This window comes from Oceanisphaera sp., assembly GCF_048268965.1.
Taxonomy (GTDB): Bacteria; Pseudomonadota; Gammaproteobacteria; order Enterobacterales; family Aeromonadaceae; genus Oceanimonas.
Genome location: NZ_JBLWUK010000055.1, coordinates 1 through 6,858, shown reverse-complemented (window position 1 = coordinate 6,858; position 6,858 = coordinate 1). Strand labels below are relative to the sequence as shown.

Here is a 6,858-nt window from a genome sequence, read left to right as displayed (position 1 = left end):
TTGAATGCGTTCAAAGGCGATGCACCCTCCCGAACTTGCGACTGTCCGAGTGTAATCTCGGAGGTCGCAGATGCGTATCAAGAACCACAAACTCGTCGGGGCGGACTATACCCCTGCGCGCCTGATCGGCGGGACGATCACCCCGGACATCGTTATTCTGCATGACACCGCTGGACGGCTCGAGAAGGGCAATTCGGCGCGCTATCTGGCGACCACGCCCAAGGCCTCGGTGCATTTTGTGGTCGAGCGCGATGGTACGATTGTGCAGCTGGTGCCGACCAATCGCCGCGCGGGCCATGCGGGGCAATCCTCCTTCCACGGGCGCAGCGATTGCAACGCCTTCTCCATCGGCATCGAGATCGTGAACCCCGGCCGGATGACGGCAGGCGGGGAAGGGAAGGCACGGGCGTGGTGGGGAGAATACTTCCTGCTGACGGAAGGCATTGCCGAGATCACCACGCCGGAACATGGCCACGGCTTCTGGATGGGCTACAGCCCTGAGCAGATCGAGGCAGTCACCACGCTCCTCGAGGCGCTGTTCCGCGATGTCAAAACGCTCAAAGACATCACCACCCATTGGTACGTCAGCCCCGGTCGCAAGGTCGATGTGAACCCGCTGTTCCCGCTCGATCAGATCCGCGCACAGATCTTGGGCCGCGATGATCCGGCGATCCTTGCTGCCGACGCGGAGAGCGCGGCGGTCGATCAGGGCGAGCATGTCCAGATCAACACGCCGGGCTCCGCGCTCAACATGCGCCGCTGGCCCTCGTTCAACCCCAATGTGATCACCGCGATCCCCAACGAGACCGTCGTGCCGGTTCTGCGCGCGGGCGTGTTCAACGGGCGCGAATGGCTCTGCGTGATCTTCAACGGTCAGGAGGGCTGGATCGTGGCGCGCTACGCCGATCCCGTCTCAACTTCCGCTCCTATTGGCTTTAACTGAAAGGCTTTTCCATGCTTCCCAATAATCACTCCTTGCCGATCCTGCCGATGTGGCAGGCCCGCTCCTTCTGGGTCCAGCTCCTACTGGCGCTCACCGTAATGCTCAACGCGCAGGGCGTGGATCTGATGGGCGCGCTCAGTGGACTCGGGCTTGGCACCACGCCGGAGGCGGTGGTCGAGACTGGCGCGCGCACGGTTAGCGCCGTCCAGCAGCTCGCGCCGATTGGCCTCGGGCTGTGGGCGTGGATCGAGCGGCGTGCGCCGAACTTCCGGCTGAGCCTCTGGGGGCGCTGATGCAGGGGGAGGTGCTCAATATCTCGCCGCTGATCGTCTGGGCGGTTGCGCTGTCGCAGCTGCTCACCTTCGGCCTGACGATCTGGAACCTTTTAGCGTCGGGATCACGGGCGAACGCCAAAACCCTGCTCGAGCATGGCCAGAGCCTCTCCGCGCATCAGCTGCGGCTGGCCTCCTTGGAGCAAAAGCAAACGCAAATCCCGTCCTCGAACGATCTGCATGCGCTGGAGCTGACGATGGAGCAGCTCAAGGGCGAGATGCGCGCGATGACCGCCACGATGCAGGGGCAGACCGGCATCATGGAGCGGCTCGAGCTGATCGTGGGGCGACATGAACAACACCTGCTCGATGGGAGCAAACGATGACTGATTACGCAAAAACCGTCCGCCTCCACCGCCGCTTGGCGATCCTGCGGCATCTGGAGGCGATCCCCGAATACACGGGCAATGCCGCGATCTTGCAGGACGTGCTGCGCGGGCTTGGCCTGCCCAGTTCGCGCGATCAGGTGATCACCGAACTGGCGTGGCTCAAGGAGCAGGGGTTTGTGACCTACAACGCCGAGGCGGACTTCCTTGTCGTTACGGCCACCGCGCGCGGCGTCGATATCGCGCGCGGGGTGGCCACCCATCCCGAGATCCAACGCCCCAGCCCGAAAGCGTAAGCCATGCCGCCGCCCCGGAAAGTTGACCTGCTGCCCCATGAGTTGCGCGACTGGCTGCGCGAGGCGCTGATCGCGCGCGGTTTTGGCGATTACGTCGCCCTCGCCGAGGAGTTGAACTTCAAGCTGGAGGAAGCTGGGCTCGAGCTGCGCATCGGCAAATCGGCGCTGCATGCCTTCGGGCAGGATTTTAAAGCCTATGCCGAGACCCAGCGCGCCGCCCAAGAAGAGATCCGCGCCTTCCTGCAAGAGGCAGGCGTGAAATCCGAGGTGGATGTGACCTCGGCGCTGTTCCAGCAGCTGACCACGATCCAGTGGCGGTTGCAGATGATGATGTCGGATCCCGATAATCTCCCCGATCCGAAGGGGATGAAGGATCTGACCACCGCGCTCAACAACCTGATCCGCTCGACCGATCTGCGCGAGAAGCTCGTGGCCGAGGATCGCCGCGCGCAATCCGCCAAGCTCGACGCGGCGGTGGGCAAGGGCGATATCGATGCCGAAGCCGCCGCCAAAGCGCGCGCGATTATGGGGTTTGCGTGATGGCCAGTCCGCGTCAGATTATCAACGATCTGCGCGCGCAGGCCGCACGATTGGATCGAACGGGCAATGACGGCCTCGTCAAAAGCCTGTTGCGCGCGGCGGAACAGATCGAGGTCTTGCTTGATGACGCGGCGCTGATGAAGGCCGCGCTTGAGATCTTGGCGGAGGGGGAATGAGCGCCCTCAATCCCGCAGCACCCGTCGTCCAATTCCTGCCCTATCAAAAGGCGTGGATTGCGGATGCCAGCCGCTTCAAGATCGGCATGTTCAGCCGCCAGACAGGAAAAACCTTCTCGACGGGCGGCGAATGCGTGGATGATTGCTTTACCGCGTGGAAGGAGGATCGCCGCGCGCGCTGGGTGATCTTGTCGCGCGGCGAGCGGCAGGCGGCGGAGATGATGACCGAGGTGATCAAGCCGTTCACCCGCGCCTATTACGAGGTCTATAACACGCTGGTGAAGGGCGGGGAGCCACGCTTTGAAGAGGGGGAATTCCGCGCCCCGCAAGAGAAGGGGCCGGATGCGGTCTATAAATCGCTGGAGGTGGCCTTCCCGAACGGCTCGCGGATCACAGCACTTCCCGCCAACCCCGACACCGCGCGGGGCTTCTCGGCCAATGTGATCCTCGACGAGTTCGCCTTCCACGCCAAATCCCGCGAGATCTGGGCCGCGCTGTTCCCCGTCATCTCCAAGACCGGGTTGCGGCTGCGGGTGATCTCGACGCCCAACGGCAAGGGCAACAAGTTTTATGAGCTGATGACGGCGGAGGACACGGTCTGGTCGCGCCATCACGTCGATATCTATGAGGCGGTGCGCCAAGGTCTGGACCGCGATGTCACCATGCTGCGCAAGGGCATGGCCGATGAGGATGCGTGGAAACAGGAATACGAGCTGCAATGGCTCGATGAGGCATCGGCATGGCTGCCCTATGATCTGATCGCGACCTGCGAGCATCCCGCCGCAGGCATGCCGGGGCTGTATCGCGGCGGGCCGTGTTTTGTCGGTGTCGATATCGCCGCGCGCAATGACCTCTTTGTCATCTGGGTGATGGAGGCGGTGGGCGATGTGCTTTGGACGCGCGAGATTATCACCCGCCGCCGCGCGACCTTCTTCGAGCAGGATCAGCTTTTGGCGGGCGTGTTTAATCGCTACCGCGTAGCGCGCTGCGCGATGGACCAGACGGGGATGGGCGAGAAACCTGTCGAGGATGCCAAACGCCGCCACGGCGAGAGCCGCGTCGACGGGGTGCTGTTCTCCACCACCTCGAAACTGGCGCTGGCGACCGATCTCAAACAGTCGATGGAGGATCGCCGTGCGCGGATCCCTGCGGGGGATGTGGTGCTGCGCGCCGATCTGCATGCGATCAAAAGCCAGACGGGGCTGACGGGGATCCGGCGTCTGGTGGCGGATGGCGACACCGATGGCCACGCGGACCGGTTCTGGGCGGGGGCCTTGGCGGTCTCGGCCAGCGGTTCGGAGTACCAGCCCTATGACTATAAATCCGTGCCGCGCGCCTCGCGCGACACCGACCGCGATATCCGCACCACCGCAGGGTTCGGTGCGATGAAAGGGGTGATCTGATGGCAATTCTGGATCAATACGGGCGGCCCGTGGTCGTCTCTGCGCTGACCAAACCGCAGGCCGAGCCGGGGCTGACAGGCATTCGCCAGATCTGGGCGGGCAGTGTTGCCTCGGGCCTGACGCCGAAGCGGCTGGCGCGGATCTTAGCCGAATGCGATCAGGGCAATCTTGATGCGTTCCTGACCTTGGCCGAGGAGATGGAAGAGCGCGATCCGCATTATGCCTCGGTGCTGGGGATCCGCAAACGGGTGATCTCGGGGATCGCGCCGACGATCACGCCTGCTTCTGACAGTGCGAAGGATAAGGAGATCGCCGAGCAGGTGCGGATCCGCATCGCCGAGCATGACGGGTTCGGCGATATGGTCGAGGATCTGCTTGATGCGCTCGGCAAGGGCTTTGCCGTGGTCGAGGTGGATTGGGCGCGGACCGCCAAAGAGTGGTGGCCGACTGCCTTTGAGTATCGCGATCCGCGCTGGTTTGTGTTTGACCGCGAGAAGGGGGTGGAGCTGAGGCTGAAGGATGACGCCGATCAGGTCCACGGGGTGCCACTCACCCCGTTCAAGTTCATCCAGCACCGCGCCAAGCTCAAATCCGGCCTCGTCTATCGCGGTGGGCTGGCGCGGCTGGTGGCGTTCTCGTGGATGTGCAAAGCCTATACGCTCAAGGACTGGATGGCGTTTATCGAGACCTACGGCCTGCCGCTGCGACTGGGGCGCTATGGCCCCGATGCCACGCCGACCGATGTGCAAACCCTGTTCCGCGCCGTGGCGAACATTGGCACCGATGCGGCTGCGGTCTTGCCGCAAAACATGAGCATCGATTTTGAGAACGGCCCGGCCGCGAACTCCGACAAGATCTTCGAGAACCTCGCACGCTATATCGACGAGCAGGTGTCGAAGGCGGTGCTGGGTCAGACGATGACCTCTGACAACGGTAGCTCGATGGCGCAGGCAAATGTGCATAACGAGGTGCGCCACGATATTGCGGCGTCCGATGCGCGGGCGGTCACGGCCGCAATCAACCGCGATCTGGTGCGGGCCTTTGTCGATCTGAATTTTGGAACGCAGGAGGATTACCCGCGGCTGCTGATCAAGGTGGATGAGCCGGAGGATGTGACGGCGAAGATCACCAATGCGGTGAAGCTGATGCGGAGCGGCGTCACGCTCAAAGCGAGAGAGCTGCGCGCCACGGCCGGCTTCACGGATCCCGAGGCAGGGGATGAGGTGGTGGGCGGCAAGGTGATGGGGGGAAACCCCGAGGCGGCAAACCGCAGCGGGGCAGGGCTGGCGCTCAACCGCGCGGGGCCATTGACTGAGGAGGATCCTGACGATTGGCAGGAGGTGGCGGACGGGATTTTGGACGCCGTCGCCCCGCTGATCGAGGGGGCGGCGAGCTATGAGGAGATCCTCGCCAAACTGCCGGAAACCTTGAATCGGATGCCCACCGCGTTGGTGGTGGACACGCTGGTGAAGAGCATGTTCAAGGCGCGTTCAATCGGTGACGCACAGGATGGCTGACTACCCTGATCGCCCCGGCTACAGCTTTGCGCCCGGTCCTCCGCCCGAGGCCGCGCGCTTTCTGCGCAGTAAGGGGATCCGCCCCGCCTTCAGCTTTGCCGATGTGGAACCGGAAGAGCATGCGGTCGCCTATACCGTTGCTAAGGCGATGGAGCTTGATGTGCTGGCGGCCATAAAAGCCGAGGTGCAAAAGGCGATCGACGAGGGCCTGCCGCTCGCGACCTTCCAGAAAAACTTCCGCGCCAATCCCGCACTGGCGCAGTGGTGGGGCAAGCGCGAGATGGTCGATCCGGTGACCGGCGAGGTGGTTCTGGCGCAGCTTGGCAGCCCGCGCCGCCTCAAGACGATTTATAACGCCAACCTCGCCTCCGCCCGCGCGGCGGGGCAGTGGGAGCGGATCCAGCGCACCAAGGACATGCTGCCCTATCTGGAATACCGCCTCGGGGCGTCAGAGCATCACCGCAAGCATCACGCCGACAAAGAAGGGCTGATACTGCCGGTCGATGATGCGTTCTGGGACGATTGGATGCCGCGCAACGGCTGGGGGTGCAATTGCTGGGTGCGCCAGATCACGCGACGCGAGGCCGAGCGGCGCGGGATCAGCGCGCGGCCAAAGGTGCGCGATACCGTCGTGACCAACACGCGCACCGGCGCGGTGCGGATTGTGCCGGAAGGCATCGATCCGGCATGGGCGCGCAATCCCGGCAAGATGCGGCTCGAGAATATCGAGGCGGTGCTGGCGGAGAAAATCACGGCGCTGGATCCGGCGGCGCAGCGGGTGGCGGTGGCGGATATCGCGTCGAGCTGGCGCGCGGCGCGGGTTCTGGAGGTCAAAGCGCCGGGGGCGGTGCCGGTCGCGGTCTTGCCACAAGCGCTGGCCGAGGAGATCGGCGCGCCGACCAGCGTGGTCTCGATGACCGGATCCTACGGCGAGAAGTTCGTGACCCGTGGGCGCGGCGTGGATCTCTCGACCCTGTCGGATTTGCAGGCGGCTTTGGAGGGCGGCTTGCTCGCGCTGGAAACCCGCGCAGACGGGCTGTCGCTGATCGCCTTCTCACGGGGCCAGAAGCCGTGGCGGTTCGTGCTGAAGGTCTTGGCGCAGGAGGGCGAGATCTGGGTGCGCACGATCCACCGTGCCGAACCGCGCAAATGGCGCGCGCTGATAAAGCGGGACGGGGTGCGGGTTCTAAGGGAGTAAAGCGCGCCCGGAAGGCCGGGACTCCTTCGCGGTCACAAGGACCGGCTGACCGGATAGTTGCTCGGGCGCTGGGGGAATGTGCCGGAAGAGGGGGCGGAAATCAAGGCTGACGCGTCTGGGGCTGGTT

Annotated in this window: 9 protein-coding genes; all 9 read left to right on the top strand. The window is 64.1% G+C overall.

The genetic code is table 11. The features are described 5' to 3' along the window. Positions 1–70 precede the first annotated feature (70 nt). Genes ACN0VL_RS14885 through ACN0VL_RS14845 form a run of 9 tightly spaced genes read left to right on the top strand, consistent with a single transcriptional unit; the run spans position 71 to position 6,731 of the window. Complete coding sequence (locus ACN0VL_RS14885; RefSeq protein WP_417618736.1) at positions 71–943, top strand: N-acetylmuramoyl-L-alanine amidase; 873 nt, start codon at positions 71–73, stop codon at positions 941–943. A gap of 11 nt (positions 944–954) precedes the next feature. Beyond that, on the top strand, positions 955–1,236 hold the full coding sequence (locus tag ACN0VL_RS14880) for a hypothetical protein (protein ID WP_417618734.1): 282 nt from the start codon (positions 955–957) through the stop codon (positions 1,234–1,236). Further along, positions 1,236–1,601 carry a DUF2730 family protein gene (locus tag ACN0VL_RS14875; protein WP_417618732.1) on the top strand — a complete coding sequence of 122 codons (366 nt, stop codon included), beginning with the start codon at positions 1,236–1,238 and terminating at the stop codon, positions 1,599–1,601. Before ACN0VL_RS14880 ends, ACN0VL_RS14875 begins: the two co-directional genes overlap by 1 nt. Beyond that, positions 1,598–1,897 carry an ArsR family transcriptional regulator gene (locus tag ACN0VL_RS14870; RefSeq protein WP_417618731.1) on the top strand — a complete coding sequence of 100 codons (300 nt, stop codon included), beginning with the start codon at positions 1,598–1,600 and terminating at the stop codon, positions 1,895–1,897. Before ACN0VL_RS14875 ends, ACN0VL_RS14870 begins: the two co-directional genes overlap by 4 nt. A 3-nt stretch (positions 1,898–1,900) precedes the next feature. Then, positions 1,901–2,437, top strand: coding sequence for a phage protein Gp27 family protein (locus ACN0VL_RS14865; RefSeq protein ID WP_417618729.1), 537 nt, complete (start codon positions 1,901–1,903; stop codon positions 2,435–2,437). Further along, the gene (locus ACN0VL_RS14860) at positions 2,437–2,613 is read left to right on the top strand and encodes a hypothetical protein (RefSeq protein ID WP_417618727.1); all 177 of its coding nucleotides are present in this window, start codon (positions 2,437–2,439) and stop codon (positions 2,611–2,613) included. Before ACN0VL_RS14865 ends, ACN0VL_RS14860 begins: the two co-directional genes overlap by 1 nt. Beyond that, positions 2,610–4,016 (top strand): terminase large subunit domain-containing protein, encoded by a 1,407-nt coding sequence (locus ACN0VL_RS14855; RefSeq protein ID WP_417618725.1) that lies wholly within the window; start codon positions 2,610–2,612, stop codon positions 4,014–4,016. Before ACN0VL_RS14860 ends, ACN0VL_RS14855 begins: the two co-directional genes overlap by 4 nt. Continuing rightward, positions 4,016–5,533, top strand: a complete 1,518-nt coding sequence (locus ACN0VL_RS14850; protein ID WP_417618723.1) for a DUF935 domain-containing protein — start codon at positions 4,016–4,018, stop codon at positions 5,531–5,533. The genes ACN0VL_RS14855 and ACN0VL_RS14850 overlap by 1 nt, the downstream gene beginning before the upstream one ends. Further along, positions 5,526–6,731 (top strand): phage minor head protein, encoded by a 1,206-nt coding sequence (locus ACN0VL_RS14845; protein ID WP_417618721.1) that lies wholly within the window; start codon positions 5,526–5,528, stop codon positions 6,729–6,731. The genes ACN0VL_RS14850 and ACN0VL_RS14845 overlap by 8 nt, the downstream gene beginning before the upstream one ends. Positions 6,732–6,858: the final 127 nt, after the last annotated feature.